This window comes from Actinoplanes sp. URMC 104, from assembly GCF_051386375.1.
Lineage (GTDB): Bacteria > Actinomycetota > Actinomycetes > Mycobacteriales > Micromonosporaceae > Actinoplanes.
In genome coordinates this window covers 997,605-1,014,022 of record NZ_JBPQTO010000004.1, presented here as the reverse complement: position 1 = coordinate 1,014,022, position 16,418 = coordinate 997,605, and the positions used below count along the sequence as shown (strand labels likewise).

The following is a 16,418-nucleotide window of genomic DNA, read 5'->3' as shown; positions in this document are numbered from 1 at the left end:
GGACTTCAGGGGACGGAACAGGCGGAGGCACGTTGACCACGGTCGAGAAGAACCGCACCACCCGCACCGAGGCGGCAGAGATCATGCCGTTCGGTGGCTGGGAGAGTACACCGGCGGGCGGCGAAATCGGAGATCAGGAAACGCTTTTCCGTTTTCCCGCGCCCGACGACCCGGCGCCGAGCCAGACCCGGGTGCTCACGATGGCGATGTGCGGCGCCGCGCTGGGCTTCAGCGCGGTGGGTGTGGGCGTGCGCGCTCTCGTCACCGTGTGGGGCGGCGTGCCGTTCTGGTACGTGCCGACGCTCGTGCTGTTCGCCTTGCTCAGCGTCGCGTTCGCGGTCGGCGCGTTCCTGTCGGTCCACCGCCCCGTGCTGCCCTGGCTGCTGCTCGCGGGCGCGACCTGCCCGATGGTGATCGCCGCGCTGATCGCGCTGTCGTACCGGACCTGAGCCGTCAGGCCCAGAGCTGACCCTCGAGGGCCTCTTCGGCGTCGTTGAGGGTGCCGCCGTAGGCGCCGGTCGAGAGGTATTTCCAGCCGCCGTCGCAGACGACGAACGCCACGTCTGCGCGGCGGCCGGCCTTGACCGCCTCGTGCGCCACGGCGAGCGCGGCGTGCAGGATCGCGCCGCTGGAGAAGCCGGCGAAGATGCCCTCGACCTCGACGAGCTGGCGGGTGCGCAGCACGGCGTCGCGGGTGCCCACCGAGAAGCGGCGGTCCAGCACCGTGGCGTCGTACAGCTCGGGCACGTAGCCCTCGTCGATGTTGCGCAGGCCGTACACCAGCTCGCCGTACCGCGGCTCGGCGGCGACGATCTGGATGCCCTCGACCTTTTCCTTGAGGAACCGGCCGGTGCCCATCAGCGTGCCGGTGGTGCCCAGCCCGGCCACGAAGTGGGTGATCGTCGGCAGGTCGTGCAGCAGCTCGGGACCGGTGGTCTCGTAGTGCGCGCGGGCGTTCGCCGGGTTGCCGTACTGGAACAGCATCTTCCAGTCGGGGTGCTCGGCGGCGATCTGCTTGGCGGTCGCGACGGCCTGGTTGGAGCCGCCCGCGGCCGGCGAGAAGATGATCTCGGCGCCGTACATGCGCAGCAGCTGGACGCGCTCGGCCGACACGTTCTCGGGCATCACGCAGACGAGCCGGTAACCGCGCAGCTTGGCGACCATGGCCAGGGCGATGCCGGTGTTGCCGCTGGTCGGCTCGAGGATGGTGTCGCCCGGGCGCAGGTGGCCCGACTCCTCGGCCTCGCGGACCATGAACAGCGCGGCGCGGTCCTTGATGCTGCCGGTCGGGTTGCGGTCCTCGAGCTTGGCCCACAGCCGCACCGGCGGCGCCCCCTCGGGCACCGTCGGCGACAGGCGGGGCAGGCCGACCAGCGGCGTGCCCCCACAGGCGTCCAGCAGGCTCTCGAAGCGAGCCATGAGGTTAGCGTCCGAGGATCGCGGCGGCCGCGGCGAAGCCGAGCGCGCCACCGGCCACGGCCGGCAGGATGGTGACCGAGTCACCGTCGGCGACCTTGGCGTCGAGCGCGCCGAGGAAGCGGACGTCCTCGTCGTTGACGTAGATGTTGACGAACTTGTGCAGCCCGCCCTCGGGGGTGATGAGCCGCCCCTTGAGGCCGTTGTGCTTGGCGTCCAGGTCGTCGATCAGCGCGCTCAGCGTGTCGCCGGCGCCCTCGACGGTCTTGGCGCCGCCGGTGTAGCTGCGCAGGATGGTGGGGACGCGAACTTCGATAGCCATGACTGTGAATGCTCCTGATGAAGGTCGAACGAGGGCAGGGTCGATTACCGAGTGGTCGTCAGCGACACTCGTAAACGACCGACACGGGGCTCTGCCCGAACATGTACGACTGCACAGCGCTCGCCATCACGCGTCCACCGTCGCATCCACGATGTTGATCTCTTCCTCGGTCACCACGCCGTCCACTATGCGGAACGATCGAATCTCCTCCGAGTCGCTCTCGCGCGTGGACACGAGCAGATAGTGAGCGCCCGGCTCACCGGCGAACGAGATGTCGGTGCGCGACGGGTACGCCTCGGTGGCCGTGTGCGAGTGGTAGATGACCACGGGTTCCTCGTCGTTGTCGTCCATCTCGCGCCAGACCCGCAGCTGCTCCATGGAGTCGAACTCGTAGAACGTCATCGACCGCGCCGCGTTGTCCATCGGGATGAGCCGGGTCGGCAGGTCGCTGCCGGCCGGGCCGGCGACCACGCCGCAGGCCTCGTCGGGGTGGTCCCGGCGAGCGTGGGCGACGATCGCGTCGACGATCGCGCTGTCGATGGTCAGCACGTCGTTCACATTACCGTGAGAATTCGCCGGGCCGCGCGTGGCAGCGCTCACTCCATCTCCGGCAGGGCGTTGAGCAGCGACTCCTGCAGGTAGCCGAGGTAGGCGTACACGCTGAGCTGGAAGACCCGGCTCGAGCCCGGGTCGTGCAGCATCGCGTTGTCGAGCTCCTCGCTCAGGTCGGTGTCGGGCTTGATGTCGAGGCGGGTGCCCATCGCCAGCCGGGCGTCGTTGATCGCCCGCAGCCACGCCTCGGCGGCCTCGCCGTCGAGGCGTACCTCACCCTCGCCCTCGTCGGGCAGCGCGGCCAGGATCGCGCCCGCCTGATCGATCTTGCCGGTCTTGAGTTCGCCCTCGGTGTAGAGGCGGAACTCCCGGGAGTCCTCGGGACTGTCCGGATAGATGTCGGGGAACAGCCGGCCGACGACCGGATCGCTGTGATCCATGCCGTCGGTCAGCAGGCCGACCACCTCACCGGCGACCTTGCGCAGGACGCGTACCTCGTCGACCGCGAACGTGGCCACGCACTGGCTGCCGTTGCGTCGGAACATCTGCTCTCTCCCGCGGTGTTCAGGCCCGGTCCACCGTCGCCCAGAGACCGTATCCGTGCAGCTGATTGGCGTCCATCTCCATGCGCTCGCGCGCACCGATGCTGACCACGGCCTTGCCCTTGTTGTGCACGTCGAGCATCAGCGCCTCGGCCTTCTCCTTGGAATAGCCGAAGATCTTCTGAAAGACCCAGGTCACGTACGACATGAGGTTCACCGGATCATCCCAGACGATCGTCACCCAGGGCCGATCGTTGGCGGGTGCCTCCTCGATCTCGGGGCTCTCGACGGGAGCGACCTGTGGCAGCGCCATGCCCCCATGGTGCCACCGGATTCGCCGCATCGGGGAACCGGAACGCCGAACCGCAGGTCAGCGCGCGGTTCGTACGGCGCCCCCGCGCGCAATAGGGTGGGCTGGTGAACACCTACGCCCCCGCGCTGATGACCGATCAGTACGAGCTGACCATGGTCAGCGCCGCGCTCAAGGACGGCACGGCCGACCGCCGCTGCGTCTTCGAGGTCTTCGCCCGCCGGTTGCCCGGCGGCCGGCGCTACGGGGTGGTGGCCGGGCCGGGCCGGCTGGTCGAGATGATCCGCGACTTCCGGTTCGGCGCGGCCGAGATCGACTTCCTGCGCGGGGCGGGCATCGTCGACGAGACGACCGCGAAGTGGCTGGCCGACTACCGCTTCTCGGGCGACATCGACGGGTACGCCGAGGGGGAGCTCTTCTTCCCGGGCTCGCCGATCATGACGGTCAGCGGCACGTTCGCCGAGTGCGTGGTGCTCGAGACGCTCATCCTCTCGGTGCTCAACCACGACGCCGCGATCGCCTCGGCGGCGGCGCGCATGGTGACCGCGGCGCGCGGCCGGCCCATCATCGAGATGGGTTCCCGGCGTACGCACGAGGACTCCGCCATCGCCGCGGCCCGCGCGGCCTACCTCGCCGGGTTCGCGTCGACCTCCAACCTCGCCGCGGGCGCCCGCTACGGCATCCCCACCACCGGCACGTCCGCGCACGCGTTCACGCTGCTGCACGACGACGAGCCGGCCGCGTTCGCCTCCCAGGTGGCCGCGCTCGGCAAGAACACGACGCTGCTGGTGGACACGTACGACATCGGGCAGGGCATCCGCAACGCGATCGCGGTGGCGGGCCCCGACCTGCGCGCGGTGCGGATCGACTCGGGCGACCTTTCGGTGCTGGCCCAGCACTCGCGCGAGCTGCTCGACTCGCTCGGCGCCACCGAGACCAAGATCGTGGTCTCCGGCGACATGGACGAGTACGCGATCGCCACGCTCGCCGCCGAGCCGGTGGACATGTACGGCGCCGGCACCGCGGTGGTCACCGGGTCGGGCGCGCCGACGGCCGGGCTGGTCTACAAGCTGGTCGAGGTCGAGGGGCGGCCGGTGGTCAAGCGCTCGGAGAACAAGGCGACCGTGGGCGGGCGCAAGACGGCCGTACGCCGGCACAAGCCCACCGGCACCGCCACCGAGGAGATCGTGGTCTCCCAGGGCGTGCCCGACCACGCGCCCAACGACCGGTTGCTGCAGCGCTCGTTCGTCGTGGGCGGCGAGGTGGCCGACGTGCCGACCCTGCAGGAGTCGCGCGATCACCTGCGGCAGTGTCTGATCTCCATACCGTGGGAGGGCCTCAAGCTCTCGGCCGGCGACCCGGCCATCCCCGTCACCATCGTCCCGACCGCATAGGGGTTGTCCCATGACACGAGCGCTCATCATCGTCGACGTGCAGAACGACTTCTGCGAGGGCGGTTCGCTGGCCGTGACCGGCGGCGCCGCGGTGGCCAAGGGCATCTCGCTGGTGCTCGACAAGGCAGGTGAGCGGTGGGACCACGTGGTCGCCACCAAGGACTGGCACATCGACCCGGGCAACCACTTCAGCGACCACCCCGACTACCTGGACACCTGGCCGGCGCACTGCGTGGTCGGCTCGGGCGGCGCCGACTTCCACCCCGAGCTGGCGACCGACCGCATCGAGGCGGTCTTCCACAAGGGTGAGCACCGGGCGGCGTACTCGGGTTTCGAGGGTCACACCGAGAGCGGCGAGACGCTTGCCGCGTGGCTGCGCGAGCGGAACGTGACCGAGGTCGAGCTGGTGGGGATCGCCACCGACCACTGCGTACGGGCCACCGCGCTCGACGCCAAGGCCGAAGGCTTCGCGACGACCGTGTTGCTGGAGCTCACGGCCGGGGTGGCCGCCGGGACGACCGCCGCCGCGGTGGAGGAGTTCCGTACGGCATCGATCGAGACCACGGGCGAACCGGTCGTCTCGTCCTGATTCCTGCTCGATCAGGCGGTTGGTTTTTTGTCGTACCTCCGGGGCAGGATGAGCCCCGGAGGTCAGTACCCGAATGCTTCTCAAGCCTTACCGTGACACGCTCGCGCTGCCCGGCATCAAGTCGCTGCTGGCGGTCGCGACGCTGGCGCGCATCCCGATCGCGGCGGGCGCCGTCGTGCTCACCCTGCACGTGGTCACCGACCTCGGGCGGGGCTACGGCGCGGCCGGGCTGATCGGCGCCGCGTTCACGATCGGCGGCTCGGTCGGCGCCCCTCTCATGGGCCGGCTGGTCGACCGGCGCGGGCTGCGGCTCGTGCTGGTGCTCACCACGGTCTCCGAGGTGCTGTTCTGGTCGCTGGCGCAGGCCGCGCCGTACTGGCTGCTGCTGGTCATGGCGCTGTTCGGCGGCTTCCTGGCGCTGCCCGCGTTCGCCGTCGCCCGCCAGTCGATCAGCGCGCTGACCCCCGAGGCGCAGCGGCTGCCCGCGTTCGCCCTCGACTCGATCACCACCGAGATCTCGTTCATGGCCGGTCCGGCGCTCGGCGTCCTGATCGCCACGACGGCCGGCGCCCGCTGGGCGATGCTCGCGATCGGCGCCGGCATCCTCGTCTCCGGCGTCGGCCTCTACCTGCTCAACCCGCCCGTCCGCGCCCCGCACGAGGCGCCCATCGCCGCCGGCGAGCGCGTGCCCCGGCGCAGCTGGCTGAGCCCCCGCTTCGTCGCCGTGCTGCTCGTCACGATGGCCGCCACGCTGGTGCTGTCCGGCACCGACGTCGCGGTCGTCGCCATGCTGCGCGGCAACGGCGAGCTCGGCTGGACCGGCCCGGTCATGACGTTGTGGGCCTTCTACTCACTGCTGGGCGGCTTCGCGTACGGCACCCTCCAGCGCGCCCTCCCGCCGGTGGTGCTGCTCGCCCCCTTGGCCGTGACCACCATGCTCGTCAGCCTGGGCAGCGCCCACTGGTGGTTGGTGGCCCTGCTGCTGATCCCCGCGGGCGCCCTCTGTGCCCCGCTCATCACCTCCACGGCCGACTCGATCAGCCGCATGATCCCCGCCGCCGCCCGCGGCGAGGCCATGGGCCTGCACAACTCCTCCCTGACCGTCGGCGTCGCCCTCGGCGGCCCCCTGGCCGGCCTGGCCGCCGACACCCTCTCCCCGCCCTGGGGTTTCCTGGCCGTCGGCGGCGCGGGCGTCTTGATCGCCCTGCTGGTCCTCCCCACCGAACTCCGGCGCCGCTCCCCCGCCGAGCCCACCCCTTCCCACCCCGGCGCGGCCGCGGACCGCACGGTCGACGATCCGGAGCTGCCGGAGCCCACCGTCGGCGAGCCGGCCCTTCCCGGTTCCGCCGTCGCAGCCTCCGCAGCCGAGACGGCCGCCGACGGCACCGCCATGCGACGCCACCCCGCCGCGCCGCGTCAGACGATCCCCGGCGACCTGCCGCCCTCCCCCGACGCAGACCCGACCGGCCACGGCGACGCCCTCCCCGCCGGCCGTCCTTAGCCGCACGCCTCACAGCAGGCCGCACCCACGCTCCCCCGGAGCCTGATCACCGCTCGGCCGCGGACCCCTTCCCGGCGCGGCCTGCGCCGTGACCGCACGAACTCCGGCCAGGCGGCCTGCCGGCGCAGATCCGCGCCCACCGGAGCGCACCCCTGGGTGGCAGGCCGCGGGGCTTTCTTAACCCGCGTGGCGCACATCACGAGGCGCTTCCCGCGGGCTCTTGTACGGTTGTACTTGTACATCCGTACAAGACGAGAGAAGGACCGCCGTGCCGTACGTGTTTCTGCTGGTTGCCATCAGCGCGGAAGTTCTGGCGACGAGCATGCTGAAATCCACGGAAGGCTTCTCTCGCCTCTGGCCGACGATCGGGTGCCTGGCCGGCTACGTGGTCTCGTTCGCGGCGCTGTCGGTGTGCGTGAAGGACCTGCCGGTCGGCGTGGTCTACGCGGTCTGGTCGGCGCTCGGCACGGCCGCGATCGTGGCGATCGGCGCGGTGTTCCTCGGTGAGCCGCTCACGACGGTTAAGGTCGTCGGCGTCAGCCTCATCATCGCCGGCGTAGTGACCGTGAACCTGGGCGGTGCCCATTGAGCAACCTCTCCGAGGACGCCCCCGCGCGCCGTCGCACCGACCGGACGCCGGCACCGAGTCCCGCCGCGCCCCCGCACGGCAGCGCCGAGCCCGAGGCCACCCCGGCGCATCACGGCGCCCAGCCTGAAGATGCCGCCCTGCAGCACGACAGCGCTGAGCCCCAAGCCACCCCGGCGCATCATGGCAGCACTGAGCCCGGAAATGCCCCGCCGCAGCACGGCAGCGCCCAGCCCGTTACCGCCCCGCCGTATCGCGGCAGCGCTGAGCCGGAGGACGCTGCAGCCCATCAAGGCAGCGCAGAGCGCGAAAGCACCCCGACACATCACGGCAGCGCCGAGGCTGAGGCGTCCTCGGCGCCGGGTCGGCCGGCGCGGCGGCGCAGCGACCGGGTGTCGCGGGCCGCGGACGTGCCGGCAGCGCCGCGGCCGTCGAGGCGCCGCAGCGACCGCGACCCGCTGCACGACGACGCGCCGGCGCCGGGCAAGCCCGCGCGGCGGCGTACGGACCGGGAGCCCACGGGTGAGCGGCGGCAACAGCGTGCCCGGGACCCGGAGGCGCGGCGGCGCGCGCTGGCGGTGGCGGCGCTCGAGGTGATCTCGGAGTCGGGCATCGGCCGCACGACGCACCGGGCGGTTGCGGCGCGGGCGGATCTGCCGCTGGGGGCGACCACCTACTACTTCCCCACGCTCGACGACCTGATCGCCGCGGGGTTGCAGCTCGCGGCGGCCGATCAGCAGGCGGACCTGGCGATCTGGGCCGAGCGGCTGCGCGGCACGGACGACGTGCCGGCGGCCGTGGCGGGGCTGATCGCGGAGTACGTCACCGACCGTCAGCGGGCGCAGATGGAGTGCGAGCTGTACGTGGCGGCGGGCCGCGACCCGGCGTTACGCCCGCTGGCGACCGCGTGGCTGACCGGCATGCACGATCTGCTGGAACCGCACTTCGGGGCCGCCGCCACCCGTGACCTGGTCGCGCTGTTCGACGGCGTCACGCTGCAGGCGCTGATCACCGGCCGCGACGTCGACGCCGGGGCGCTGACCGCGACGATCCGCCGGCTGACCGCAGCCAGGTAGAAACCCGACGACCCGCCCGCGAGCCGCCGCCGGACAGAAACCCGACCACCCACCCGCGAGCCGCCGCCGGAAAGACCCGATCACCGCCCGCGAGCCGCCGCGGGGTAGAGAACCGACGAGAACGGCCCGCTCTCCGGCGAGGAGAGCGGGCCGTCGTCGTGCGCTGGGCGGTCAGTCGCGGTTGGAGGTGGTGTCCTCGGGGTAGGTCGCGCCGCCGTCGGACTCCCTGGTGAGGGGGCGGGCGCCGCCCTCGGGGGGACCGGCGATGGACTGCTCGCCGGCCGCCAGCTCGGGGAACTTGGCGTCGAACGCGGGCCGCTCGGAACGGATGCGCGGCATGCGGTCGAAGTTGCGCAGCGGCGGCGGGGACGAGGTGGCCCACTCGAGCGAGTTGCCGTGACCCCACGGGTCGTCGACGGTGACGACCTGGCCGACCTTGTAGGACTTCCAGCAGTTGTAGAGGAACGGCAGCGTGGACAGGCCCAGCACGAACGAGCCGATCGTGGAGAACGTGTTCAGCGTGGTGAAGCCGTCGCTGGCCAGGTAGTCGGCGTAGCGGCGGGGCATGCCCTCGGTGCCGAGCCAGTGCTGCACCAGGAACGTGGCGTGGAAGCCGATGAACGTCAGCCAGAAGTGAATCTTGCCGAGGCGCTCGTCGAGCATCCGGCCGAACATCTTCGGGAACCAGAAGTAGATGCCCGAGAACACCGCGAACACGATCGTGCCGAACAGCACGTAGTGGAAGTGCGCGATCACGAAGTACGAGTCGGAGACGTGGAAGTCGATCGGCGGGGAGGCCAGCAGCACGCCGGACAGACCGCCGAACAGGAACGTCACCAGGAAGCCGATGGCGAACAGCATCGGCGTCTCGAAGCTGATCTGGCCGCGCCACATCGTGCCGATCCACACGAAGAACTTCATGCCGGTCGGCACCGCGATGAGGAAGCTCAGGAAGCTGAAGAACGGCAGCAGCACCTGGCCGGTGACGAACATGTGGTGGGCCCACACGCTCATCGACAGCGCGGCGATCAGCAGGGTCGCGGCGACCAGGCCCTTGTAGCCGAAGACGGGCTTGCGGCTGAATACCGGGATGACCTCGGTGATGATGCCGAAGAACGGCAGCGCGATGATGTAGACCTCGGGGTGGCCGAAGAACCAGAAGAGGTGCTGCCAGAGCATCGGCCCGCCGGTGTTCACGTCGAAGACGTGGGCGCCGAGCACGCGGTCGGCCGCCAGCGCGAACAGCGCGGCCGCCAGGAACGGGAACACCATGATCACCAGCAGGCTGGTGACCAGGATGTTCCAGGTCATGATCGGCATGCGGAACATCGTCATGCCGGGGGCGCGCAGCGTCAGGATCGTGGTGATCATGTTGACGCCACCGAGGATGGTGCCCAGACCACTGATGGCCAGGCCGACCACCCACATGTTGCCGCCGACGCCCGGCGAGTGCAGCGAGTCGCTCAGCGGCGTGTAGGCAAACCAGCCGAAGTCGGCGGCGCCGCTCGGCGTGAGGAAGCCGCCGATGGTGATCGTGCCGCCGAACAGGTAGAGCCAGTAGGCGAACGAGTTCAGACGCGGGAAGGCCACGTCGGGCGCGCCGATCTGGATCGGGACCACGAAGTTCGCGAAGGCGAACACGATCGGCGTCGCGAAGAACAGCAGCATGATCGTGCCGTGCATGGTGAAGAGCTGGTTGTACTGCTCGGGCGAGAGCAGCTGCATGCCCGGGCGGGCCAGCTCGGTGCGCATCAGCAGCGCCATGAGGCCGCCGAGCACATAGAACACGAAGGCCGTGATCATGTACATGATCCCGATCTGCTTCGCGTCCGTCGTGCGCAGGATCCGGGCGATCGCCGAACCCTTGACCTGCCGCCGGACCGGATAGGGCCGGGTCACGATCGGCTTAGGCGCAACGGTCGTCACGAATAGCCTCCGTTGTCTCGTTCGTGCCAGTCAGTACGCCGGAAGTGAAAGGCATACCTCGCAGGCAGAATAGTCCCCCGCCGACCCCCCGCGGGCGGGGGGTGACGAAAGAGGTCAACAAGGGTTTGTGCGAAACGTCAGACCGGCTGCACCAAAGGCCGGTAGTGGTCCGCGAAGATCCGCAGGCCGCGCCTGCGCAACATCGGGTCGCGCAGCGCGGGCGGCACGTCGCGGGTGCGGTCCCGCTCACGCGTGTGGTCGCGGACCTCGGCGCAGCGGGGGCGGCGGCGCGTCTCGTACGCGCGCAGCGCCGCGGGGACGTCGCCCGAGGCCTTGCGCAGCTCCTCGCCGAGCACCACGGCGTCCTCGAACGACATGGCGGCGCCCTGTGCGAGCGTCGGGGCGGTGGCGTGGGCGGCGTCGCCGACCAGCACCACGGGCCCCCGCGACCACGCGTCGATCACGACCTCGTCGGTGCGGGCGACCTGCACCTTCTCGATCGCCTTGAGGATCGCCGGGGCCGGCCCGCCGAACGAGCCGAACAGCTCGCGCACGTGGGCGACCGGATCCGGCGGGTTGGGCGAGTCGGGGGCGGTCTCGTCGGCGTGGAAGTACAGCTTGCGGCCGCCCATCGGCATCGCGACGAACGAGGAGCGGCGGCCGAGCAGGGCCGTCCAGTCGCTCAGCGGCGGCCCGCCGGTCACCACCGAGCGGTAGACGATCTGACCGGTGGGCACGGCGGCGCCGCCCAGCCCGGCCTTGGTGCGGATCGTGGAGCGACGGCCGTCGGCGCCGACGACCAGGTCGTACTCCGCCACGCTGCCGTCGCCGAACTCGACCTTGGCGGTGGCGTCGAAGAGCTCGAGCTCGCGGACGGCGGTGTCGTAGCGCACCTCGCCGCCGACCCCGGTGAGCAGCACCTGCTGCAGGTCGGCGCGGGACAGCGCGCGGGACTCGCCGACGCCGGCCCAGAGCCCGGCCACGTCGAGCTCGAACAGCTCGCGCCCACGGGCGTCGAGGAACACCTGCCGGAAGATGAGGTCGCCCAGCGGGCGCAGCGGCGCGTCGAGGCCCAGCTGACGCAGAGCACGCGAGGCGTTGCCCGGCAGATAGATGCCCGCGCCGGGAAGCATGGTGGCCGGCAGCTCCTCGACCACGTCGGGCCGGAAGCCGGCGAGCCGCAGGGCACGTGCGGCGGCCAATCCGGCGATTCCGGCGCCCACCACCAGGATGCGCAACGTCATCGCAGTCTTGCCTCCCACCCGTCGGACACGCGTCGGAGCCAAGACACTACCCGCAGCCACGGCCGAGGGAAACCCGCGATCATCGAGGCGTCCGAATTGTTCCATTGGTTATCATGCCCCGGCCCTCACACGAATGACGCCGGTGTATTTCGCCCCGGCGCGGGGGAACAATCGCGGCATGACCGATCGGCTCACCGACTACCGGCGCAAACGGGACGCGTCCCGCACGCCCGAGCCGATCCCCGCCGACCGTCCACGCGAGACCGACGAGCGGCGGTTCGTCATCCAGCAGCACCACGCCCGCAGCCTGCACTGGGACGTCCGTCTGGAGCGCGACGGCGTGCTGGTCTCGTTCGCGGTGCCCCGCGGCCTGCCCCGCGACCAGGGCCGCAACAACCTGGCCAAGCACACCGAGGACCACCCGCTGGAATACCTGGATTTCTCGGGCGAGATCCCGGCCGGCGAGTACGGCGGCGGCCGCATGACCATCTTCGACACCGGCACGTACGAGACCGGCAAGTGGCGCGACGATGAGATCGGCGTGACGTTCCACGGTGACCGCACGAGCGGCCGGTACGTCTTCTTCCAGACCGGCGGCAACGACTGGATGGTCCGCCGCATGGACCCGCCCGAGCCCGGCTGGGAGCCGATGCCCGAGGCCGTCGCGCCGATGCTCGCCACGGCCGCGCGCAAGCTGCCCCCCGCGGCCGAGGACGCCGAGTGGGGCTACGAGATGGCGTGGGGCGGCCGCCGCGTGGTCGCGTACGTCTCGGGCGGCCGCGTGCGCCTGATCAGCGGCGAGGACGGCGACGGCACCGACGTCACGTCGTGGTACCCGGAGGTCCGGGCGCTCGGCCCGGCGCTGGCGCCCACCGAGGCCGTGCTCGACGGCGAGCTCGTCGCCTTCGACGGGACGCTGCCCAGCGCCGCCCTGCTCGAGCGGCGCAAGGCCCCGAAGGACTCGGCCGCGGCGAAGCGGGCCGCCGAGCGCACGCCGGTGCACTTCCTGGCGTACGACCTGTTGTGGCTCGAGGGGCACAGCACGGTCGAGGCGCTGCGCTACGCCGAGCGCCGGGAACTGCTCGACGGCCTGGCGATCAACGGCGACCACTGGCAGACCCCGCCCTACTTCCCCGGCGGCGGCGAGTTCGCGCTCGACGCCGCCCGCGCGCAGGGGCTGCCCGGGATCGTGGCGAAGCGCCTGGACTCCCCCTATCTGCCGGGCCGCCGCAGCCGCCTGTGGCTGGCGATCCCGGCATAGGCGGCGGAGCAGACGGACGGGCAGTCCGAGCCGCCGGGGCGGTCAGCGAGTTCCCTTCAGCGGAAGAACGTTTACCGGCGCCCCGAGCGGAAAGGTCTTCTGGTCAGATGCACCCCGACACCCGCGAGTCCGCCCATGTCTGAGATGTCCGCCGAACTCTGGAACTCCGCCGCGCGGGTTCTCGAGACGAACTGGTCCGGCGACCACATGGTCCCGTCCCGGCGTCTCTACCCGCACCAGTGGAGCTGGGACTCCGCGTTCGTCGCGATCGGACTGGCGTACGTCAACCCGACGCGCGCCTGGCGCGACCTGCGCAGCCTGTTCGAGGCGCAGTGGCCGGACGGCCGGATCGCACATCGTGTTCGACCCGGCGACCGCGGAGGGCGACTACTTCCCGGGCCCGTCGTTCTGGGGTGTTCCCGCGTACGGGTCCCGGCCCGCCAACGGCAGCACCGGCATCGTCCAGCCGCCGCTGCACGCGCTGGCCGCCTGGAAGGTCTACCGCCGGGCCGCCGCCCACGGGGCCGCCTGTGTGCAGCAGGCCCACGCCGAGCTCGAGTGGCTCTACCCCCGCCTGGTCGCCCAGCAGGACTACCTGAGCACCCGCCGCGACCTGGGCGGCGGCGGGCTGGCGAGCATCGTGCACCCGTGGGAGTCCGGGCTCGACAACAGCCCCGCGTGGGACGCCGCGCTGGCCGGGGTGCCCGCCGACCCGGCGCTGCTGTCCACCTTCCACCGCCGCGACCTCGACGTCGCCGAAGCCGCGCACCGGCCCACCGACCGCGACTACGCCCGGTACGTCGGCCTGGTCCTCAGCTACCGGGCCGAGCGCTACTCGGACACCGGGCTGCTCCAGCGGCACCCGTTCGCCGTGGAGTGCCCCTCGTTCAACGCGATCCTCGGCGCGGCCGAGCTGGCGCTGGCCCAGATCGCCGGCGCGCTGGGCCGGCTGAGCGACGCCGAGGCGCACCACGAGCGCGCCGGGCGGATCACCAACGCGATCGTCGAGCGCCTGTGGGACCCGCGGACCCGCATGTTCCACGCGCGCGACGTGCGCACCGGCACGCTAAGCCCGGCACGCTGCGTCAGCGGGCTCCTGCCGCTGCTGCTGCCCGGCCTGCCCGCCGAGCACGTGCGGGGCCTCGTGGACGCGATGAACTCCGAGCGGTTCGGGCTGCCCGCGCCGAGCTACGACCGTACGGCCGCCGACTTCGACACGCTGCGCTACTGGCGCGGGCCGGTCTGGATCAACATGAACTGGCTGCTGCGCCGCGGGCTGCTCGTGCACGGCCTGCACGGCGAGGCCGAGGACCTGCGCGCCGCGATGGTGCGGCTGGTGCACCGCAACGGCCACTTCGAGTACTTCCACCCGAACACCGGCGAGGGCCTGGGCGCGCCCACGTTCAGCTGGACCGCCGCCCTGGCCCTCGACCTGCTGGCCGACCGCAGCGTGCCGGTCTATGCCCGGGCCGCCTAGCGGACGGGCCGCCCGGGCCGCCTGAAAGGACGGGCCGCCTAAAAGACGACGACCGAACGCAGCACGTCGCCGGTGTGCATCTTCTGGAACGCGTCCTCGACCTGGCCGAGCGGGATCTCCTCGGTCACGAACGCGTCGAGGTCGAGGCGGCCCTGCAGGTAGAGCTCGGTCAGCATCGGGAAGTCTCGGGTGGGCAGGCAGTCGCCGTACCAGCTGGACTTGAGGGCCCCGCCGCGCCCGAAGATCTCCAGCAGCGGCAGCTCGATCTTCATGTCGGGCGTGGGCACGCCGACGAGCACGACCGTGCCGGCCAGGTCGCGGGCGTAGAAGGCCTGCTCGTACGTCTCGGGGCGGCCCACCGCCTCGACCACGACGTCGGCGCCGAATCCCCCGGTCAGCTCCTTGACCGCCTCGACCACGTCGGTGCCGCGGGCGTTCACGGTGTGGGTCGCGCCGAACTTGCGGGCCCACTCGAGCTTCCGGTCGTCGGTGTCGATCGCGATGATCGTGGTGGCCCCGGCCAGCGCCGCGCCGGCCACCGCGCCGTCACCGACGCCGCCGCACCCGATCACCGCCACCGAGTCGCCGCGGGTCACGCCGCCGGTGTTGATCGCCGCGCCGATGCCTGCCATCACGCCGCAGCCCAGCAGGCCGACGGCGGCCGGCCGGGCCCGCGGGTCGACCTTCGTGCACTGTCCGGCGTGCACCAGCGTCTTCTCGACGAAGGCGCCGATGCCCAGCGCCGGGGACAGCTCGGTGCCGTCCTCGAGCGTCATCTTCTGCCCGGCGTTGTGGGTGGCGAAGCAGTACCAGGGCTTGCCCTTCCTGCAGGCCCGGCAGACGCCGCAGACCGCGCGCCAGTTGAGCACGACGAAGTCGCCGGGAGCCACGTCGGTGACCCCGGCGCCGACGGACTCGACCACGCCGGCGGCCTCGTGGCCCAGCAGGAACGGGAAGTCGTCGTTGATGCCGCCCTCGCGGTAGTGCAGGTCGGTGTGGCACACCCCGCACGCCTGGACCGCGACCACGGCCTCACCCGGCCCGGGGTCGGGGACCACGATCGTGGTGAGCTCGACGGGGGCACCCTTGCTGCGGGCGATCACGCCCTGCACTCGCTGACTCATCTGGTCAGATTAGTCACAGGGGGCCGGGGAGAGCAGAGCGTCGGCGAGCTTGGCGAGCTGCCGGGCCTGGGCGGGGGTGAGCCGGTCGAAGACGAGCTGCTGCACGGCCTCGACGTGGCCGGGCGCGGATTCGACGATCTTGGCGAAGCCGTCGTCGGTGAGCACGGCGATCTGCACGCGGCCGTCCTCGGGGTCACGCTCGCGGCGCACCCAGCCCTGCCCCTCGAGACGGGCGACGACGTGGGACAGCCGCGACAGCGAGGCGCTCACGTTCTTGGCGAGCTTGCTCATCGCGAGCCGGCGGTCGGGCTGCTCGCTGAGGCGCACGAGCACGATGTAGCCCATGTGCGTCAGGCCGGCGTCGCGCTGCAGCTGGGCCTCGAGCGCCGCGGGCACCTTGATCAGCACTTCGACGAAGCGGCGCCACGTCTGCTGCTGCTCGTCGGTCAACCACCGCGGCCCGGGGCTGCCGGAAGGCTCTGTCATGCAGAGAGGTTAGTGGCGCGCCGGGCTCAGGTCACGATCCGGGTCCCGGTTGCCCCCGGGTGCCGCCCGATCGATCGACGGCCGACGTTGTCCCTAGTACGCTGCGCTGGGACTTGCACCGGGGACTGCCATGGACGGCACGGCGCCGGCACCGGTTCGGCTGGGGGGCCACGGCCGGCGCCGGCGTCGTGTCACATGTCCGGGCAGGCTCAGCTCTGCGGCGGCTCGTCCTTGCCCTCTTCCTCGAGCCGGTCGGCCTCTTCCTTCGTCTTGTGCACGGCGCCGTCCGCGTGCTCCGGCGGGCCGTAGACGGTGTAGAGCACCAGCGGGTTCGGGCCGGTGTTGAGGAAGTTGTGCTTCTTGCCCGCGGGCACGACGACCAGGTCGCCCTGGGCGACGTTGCGGGTCTGGCCGCCCACGACGGCCTTGCCGGTGCCGCTGACGAAGGTGAGGATCTGATCCACTTCGTGGATCTCCTCACCGATCTCGCCGTCCGGCGGAATCGTCATGATCACGAGCTGGGTGTGCTTCCCGGTCCAGAGCACGCGGCGGAAATCCGGGCTCTTCTCGGCGACGGTGGCGATCGTGAAGTGCTCCATGGTCATCCGTATA

15 protein-coding genes and 3 pseudogenes are annotated in these 16,418 nt (G+C 71.4%); 8 read left to right on the top strand and 10 right to left on the bottom strand.

Translation table 11 applies throughout. The features are described 5' to 3' along the window. Positions 1 to 32 precede the first annotated feature (32 nt). Positions 33 to 449 carry a hypothetical protein gene (locus ACSNN8_RS18585; protein ID WP_436650463.1) on the top strand — a complete coding sequence of 139 codons (417 nt, stop codon included), beginning with the start codon at positions 33 to 35 and terminating at the stop codon, positions 447 to 449. Positions 450 to 453: 4 nt separating this feature from the next. Here the strand turns inward: ACSNN8_RS18585 and ACSNN8_RS18580 are convergent, their stop codons facing one another. From ACSNN8_RS18580 to clpS, 5 genes and pseudogenes are all read right to left on the bottom strand, one after another. Beyond that, positions 454 to 1,419, bottom strand: a complete 966-nt coding sequence (locus ACSNN8_RS18580; RefSeq protein WP_436650462.1) for a PLP-dependent cysteine synthase family protein — start codon at positions 1,417 to 1,419, stop codon at positions 454 to 456. A gap of 4 nt (positions 1,420 to 1,423) precedes the next feature. Beyond that, on the bottom strand, positions 1,424 to 1,738 hold the full coding sequence (locus tag ACSNN8_RS18575; RefSeq protein WP_436650461.1) for a MoaD/ThiS family protein: 315 nt from the start codon (positions 1,736 to 1,738) through the stop codon (positions 1,424 to 1,426). Between the two features lie 58 nt (positions 1,739 to 1,796). Continuing rightward, positions 1,797 to 2,287, bottom strand: a pseudogene (locus tag ACSNN8_RS18570) (Mov34/MPN/PAD-1 family protein). A gap of 47 nt (positions 2,288 to 2,334) precedes the next feature. Next, positions 2,335 to 2,835, bottom strand: a complete 501-nt coding sequence (locus ACSNN8_RS18565; protein ID WP_436650460.1) for a DUF2017 domain-containing protein — start codon at positions 2,833 to 2,835, stop codon at positions 2,335 to 2,337. Positions 2,836 to 2,854: 19 nt separating this feature from the next. Next, on the bottom strand, positions 2,855 to 3,145 hold the full coding sequence (clpS, locus tag ACSNN8_RS18560) for an ATP-dependent Clp protease adapter ClpS (protein WP_436650459.1): 291 nt from the start codon (positions 3,143 to 3,145) through the stop codon (positions 2,855 to 2,857). Between the two features lie 104 nt (positions 3,146 to 3,249). On the opposite strand from clpS, the gene ACSNN8_RS18555 reads away from it, so the two are divergent. The 5 genes and pseudogenes from ACSNN8_RS18555 to ACSNN8_RS18535 all read left to right on the top strand — a co-directional run bounded on the left by ACSNN8_RS18555 (position 3,250) and on the right by ACSNN8_RS18535 (position 8,288). Then, on the top strand, positions 3,250 to 4,536 hold the full coding sequence (locus tag ACSNN8_RS18555) for a nicotinate phosphoribosyltransferase (RefSeq protein ID WP_436650458.1): 1,287 nt from the start codon (positions 3,250 to 3,252) through the stop codon (positions 4,534 to 4,536). A 10-nt stretch (positions 4,537 to 4,546) separates the two neighbouring features. After that, a complete protein-coding gene (locus ACSNN8_RS18550; RefSeq protein WP_436650457.1) occupies positions 4,547 to 5,125 on the top strand; it encodes an isochorismatase family protein in 579 nt (192 codons plus the stop codon). A gap of 73 nt (positions 5,126 to 5,198) precedes the next feature. Beyond that, positions 5,199 to 6,383, top strand: a pseudogene (locus ACSNN8_RS18545) (MFS transporter); the annotation flags it as partial. A gap of 511 nt (positions 6,384 to 6,894) precedes the next feature. Beyond that, a complete protein-coding gene (locus ACSNN8_RS18540) occupies positions 6,895 to 7,215 on the top strand; it encodes a DMT family transporter (protein WP_436650456.1) in 321 nt (106 codons plus the stop codon). A 389-nt stretch (positions 7,216 to 7,604) separates the two neighbouring features. Beyond that, positions 7,605 to 8,288, top strand: coding sequence for a TetR/AcrR family transcriptional regulator (locus tag ACSNN8_RS18535; protein WP_436650455.1), 684 nt, complete (start codon positions 7,605 to 7,607; stop codon positions 8,286 to 8,288). Between the two features lie 171 nt (positions 8,289 to 8,459). Here ACSNN8_RS18535 and ctaD read toward each other — a convergent pair whose 3' ends face one another. Next, positions 8,460 to 10,214 carry an aa3-type cytochrome oxidase subunit I gene (ctaD, locus tag ACSNN8_RS18530; protein ID WP_436650454.1) on the bottom strand — a complete coding sequence of 585 codons (1,755 nt, stop codon included), beginning with the start codon at positions 10,212 to 10,214 and terminating at the stop codon, positions 8,460 to 8,462. 137 nt (positions 10,215 to 10,351) lie between these two features. Beyond that, positions 10,352 to 11,458 carry an FAD-dependent monooxygenase gene (locus ACSNN8_RS18525; protein ID WP_436650453.1) on the bottom strand — a complete coding sequence of 369 codons (1,107 nt, stop codon included), beginning with the start codon at positions 11,456 to 11,458 and terminating at the stop codon, positions 10,352 to 10,354. 178 nt (positions 11,459 to 11,636) lie between these two features. Here ACSNN8_RS18525 and ACSNN8_RS18520 point away from each other — a divergent pair, with 178 nt between their 5' ends. Continuing rightward, positions 11,637 to 12,719: a DNA polymerase ligase N-terminal domain-containing protein gene (locus tag ACSNN8_RS18520; RefSeq protein ID WP_436650452.1), complete on the top strand. Its 1,083-nt coding sequence runs from the start codon at positions 11,637 to 11,639 to the stop codon at positions 12,717 to 12,719. A gap of 135 nt (positions 12,720 to 12,854) precedes the next feature. Beyond that, positions 12,855 to 14,196, top strand: a pseudogene (locus ACSNN8_RS18515) (MGH1-like glycoside hydrolase domain-containing protein). 38 nt (positions 14,197 to 14,234) lie between these two features. On the opposite strand, the gene ACSNN8_RS18510 reads toward ACSNN8_RS18515, so the two are convergent. The 3 genes from ACSNN8_RS18510 to ACSNN8_RS18500 form a co-directional block, all read right to left on the bottom strand. Beyond that, the gene (locus ACSNN8_RS18510) at positions 14,235 to 15,320 is read right to left on the bottom strand and encodes an S-(hydroxymethyl)mycothiol dehydrogenase (protein WP_436650451.1); all 1,086 of its coding nucleotides are present in this window, start codon (positions 15,318 to 15,320) and stop codon (positions 14,235 to 14,237) included. Between the two features lie 9 nt (positions 15,321 to 15,329). After that, entirely contained in the window at positions 15,330 to 15,806 is a 477-nt protein-coding gene (locus ACSNN8_RS18505) for a MarR family winged helix-turn-helix transcriptional regulator (RefSeq protein ID WP_436650450.1), read from the bottom strand. 209 nt (positions 15,807 to 16,015) lie between these two features. Further along, the gene (locus ACSNN8_RS18500) at positions 16,016 to 16,405 is read right to left on the bottom strand and encodes a cupin domain-containing protein (protein WP_436650756.1); all 390 of its coding nucleotides are present in this window, start codon (positions 16,403 to 16,405) and stop codon (positions 16,016 to 16,018) included. Positions 16,406 to 16,418 lie beyond the last annotated feature (13 nt).